The sequence below is a fragment of the Microcystis sp. M53603_WE2 genome, assembly GCF_030065435.1.
In genome coordinates, this window is the sequence record NZ_JASJFF010000649.1 from 1 (window position 1) to 3,550 (window position 3,550).

Genomic DNA, 3,550 nt, shown 5'->3' on the forward strand with positions numbered 1-3,550 from the left:
CAGGGCTTGCGGTGTCAGTCTGTAGAGCGACCATAAGACCAGAACAGAGTAAATCTGTTAAGGCAGGTGCGAAAAATCCTTCGGGAAAGAAGCAGAAACCCAAATCGTGAGGTTTGGGAATCACCGTCCGTTTACGGCGGTGAGGATGTCAACAAATAAACTTTGTTTAAGGTAACATGAGGTCATATCTTCGGCCTCCCATCAAGGGTTGTCAACTTTGTCAACTTTTTTTAACAATGGCATCTAATTTCTCAGGCACACCCTTCGAGCATCCTGCTGTCAATTTTGATCACAAATTTTCTCCTAGGCAGGTAAATCGTTTTCCACAACGATTGTTGCTCCTTTCACCCCAAGCGGCAACCTTTAATCAGCGTGGATTCATCTGTGATCCGCAAAGCCGCAGCCCGGCTGTTCAGCCTCAAAAACAGATATATTTGGAAACGATCGGGCAAACTTTTATCTATGGCTATAATGCAGCAATTATGGCTCATTCTCTCACGGACTTGTTTCCTCTTCTTGAAGGTGTCACGCTCAATTTGAGAGGATTTGCTTATGAAGGGGCAGCGATGGCTTTATCTTTGCTAGATTGTTTAACCCTGGGTAAGCGCAATCGCTTTGAGCATTTTTTAGCAAACGAGGGGAAAAAGCATATTTACATGGCCTATGTAGGGAAAGGATGGCAATTAGCCCGTATTCCTTTTTCTTTGCGCTTTTATCTCCAAAAATTAGAACATTCTGCCCAACATTTTCCAGATTCCCTATTAGGTTGGTTAGCCCTTGACGGCTATGGATTTCATCAAGGATACTTTGCCTGGCCTAAGTATATCCGAGAGAGAAAGTCTCCTCAAGAATTATCGGGTTATGCGCGTCTTGTTTTTGCTCAAGGGTTAGGGCGCAGTCTTTGGTTTGTGAAAGGGGCAAATATTCCCGAAATTGCCGATCAGATCCAAAAATTCGACCCGCTGCTTCAACCCCATTTATGGAGTGGGATCGGCTTGGCTTGCACTTATGCGGGGGGAGTGTCTCCCGAAGAAATTCAACATTTAAAACAGCTTGCTGAACCTTATAGAGCAGAATTAGCCCAGGGAGCAGCTTTTGCCGCAAAAGCACGTTTACTAGCCGAAAACTGCCAGGAAAATACCGAAATAGCCTGTCAAATTTTGTGTGGAATGGCTATTACTGAAACAGCCAAGATCACTGATGATACCCTCATCGGCTTAGATTACCACGACCAAATCCCTGCCTATGAACAATGGCGACAAGCCATCCAAAGTCATTTTCGCACCTAATCCCCTCAACTGTCTTAAGCTTAGATTGAATGTAGTTACTTCTTTGAAACCATGAATCGTTTGGAAAAATTCATCCGAGGCCATAGTAAGTCTATCTTGGCATTGGGGCTAATTTTAGTCTTATTCTCTGTTTCCCGTCTCCCCGCCCTATCAATGGCCGAAAGAGATGCGATCGCTTCTCGCTTTGCCTTTACTCGTTTTCCCTTACCCGAATTAGAAAATCAACCCTATCAAGTAGAAAGACCGACAAATCCCAGTTTAAGCCGTCATTCGGGCTGGATTTCGGCAGTTGGGGCGGCAGTTGCCCTGGGGGATTTCGATGGAGATGGCTTGGATAATGATCTCTGTCATGTAGAAACCCAAAGTAATCAGGTGATTATCTCGCCTGTTCCGGGTACGGGCAATCGTTATCAGCCCTTCACCCTGAATGTCACCGATTTTGACTATAACGACCAAACCATGGCCCCCATGGGATGTATTCCCAGTGATCTCAATGAAGATGGACTCAGGGATCTATTGGTGTATTATTGGGGACGAACACCGATCGCTTTTATCAGGCAAGATCAAGGTTATCTTCAGCAGCAAATCAGCCAAAAAAGGGAAAAATGGTACACCAACGCGGCAACCTTCTCGGATTTAGATGGGGACGGACACCCAGACTTAATCATTGGCAATTACTTCCCAGATAATGCCGAGATTTTGGATGTCAATTCCCAGAAAATCGAGAAAATGCAAGATTCGATGACCCGTGCTTATAATGGCGGTAAAAATCGAGTTTTCTTGTGGTCCGATGCCTCTACCACTGGAGTGACTTATCAAGAAGTCCAAGATGCTTTTGAGGAGAAAATTGCTCATGGTTGGACATTGGCCGTCGGAACAGCCGATTTAGACGGGGATTTATTGCCAGAGATTTATTTTGCCAATGATTTCGGACCCGATCGCCTCTTACATAATCGTTCTACTAGAGGACATCTCCAATTTGCCTTACTGGAAGGGCAAAAAGGTTTAACGACACCTAATTCTAAGGTACTGGGCCATGATGGCTTTAAGGGAATGGGGGTAGATTTCGGAGATATTAACCATGATGGACTCCTAGACATCTATGTGAGTAATATTGCTTCGGAATACGCCCTAGAGGAAAGTCATTTTCTCTTTACCAGTACGGGAGAAACGGAGAAAATGTCCCGAGGAATCGCCCCTTATGTCGATAAAAGCGAACCCCTGGGAGTCTCTCGTAGTGGCTGGAGTTGGGAAACAAAATTCGGCGATTTTGATAATGATGGGGAGTTAGAAGCGTTGCAAGCCACAGGATTTCGTAAAGGTGACATCAATCGTTGGCCGGAATTACATGAGTTAGCCATGAGTAATGATCAAGTCCTGAAAATCCCCAATAGTTGGTTTCATTTCCAAGATGGAGACGATTTAAGTGGTCATCAACATAATCCCTTTTTTGTGCGGGGTAAAGATGGACGTTACTATGATTTGGCATCGCAATTAAGCTTAGATGATCCCTCTGTCACCAGAGGAATTGCCACCGCCGATGTGGATGGAGATGGGGATTTAGACTTTGTAGTGGCAAATCAGTGGGAAACCTCTTATTTTTACCGCAATGATAGTCCAAATATCGGTCAATCTCTGGAATTAGAGCTTTTAAACCCTGCGCTCTCCCCTAATCCCTCTTCAGAAAAAGGGAAAATGGGTATCCCCGCAATTGGCGCAGCGGTTAAGGTGTCTCTACCTGATGGCAGTCAGCTGGTGGCGCAGGTAGATGGGGGCAATGGTCATTCTGGCGTGAGAAGTCCAGTATTACACTTTGGTTTAGGCAAAATTGACCCTAATACCGCTTTACCCGTTGACATTCAATGGCGTAACCACAAGGGAGAAATTAAGCAAACCCAGTTATTATTAACATCGGGTAAACAGACAATTTTGCTAGAGCAATCGGTTTAAAATCATTCTGTAAAGGGCCTAAGGTTTGCGCCCTTTATCGTTAGGTATGACGGGGACTGACCTCCCGATCCTTATTTAGCTCCGTCCGCCGCCTGGCAGTCGGTGGACGTTAAGTTAAAATGCTTGTGGATTCGGTCTGACGGGGGCATAATTTTCCGATTGTGTCTAGTTAGGGTCTGCTGAAAAAGTTTTTCGGTGGTGGCAGGGTGTGGGGTGTGGGGTGTGGGGTGTGGGGTTTTACCGGTTTTGAGGGGGCCAATTACCTAATTTTCAGGGAAAAAGTCCAGGAATTTTCCCCCTGATCACTCCCA

Annotated in this window: 2 protein-coding genes; both read left to right on the top strand. The window is 45.4% G+C overall.

What is annotated here, in order from left to right; translation table 11 throughout:
- The first annotated feature begins 236 nt into the window (after positions 1 to 236).
- The gene (locus tag PX481_RS14000; RefSeq protein ID WP_288023601.1) at positions 237 to 1,289 is read left to right on the top strand and encodes a DUF1702 family protein; all 1,053 of its coding nucleotides are present in this window, start codon (positions 237 to 239) and stop codon (positions 1,287 to 1,289) included.
- A 51-nt stretch (positions 1,290 to 1,340) separates the two neighbouring features.
- Complete coding sequence (locus PX481_RS14005) at positions 1,341 to 3,239, top strand: CRTAC1 family protein (protein WP_288059547.1); 1,899 nt, start codon at positions 1,341 to 1,343, stop codon at positions 3,237 to 3,239.
- Positions 3,240 to 3,550: the final 311 nt, after the last annotated feature.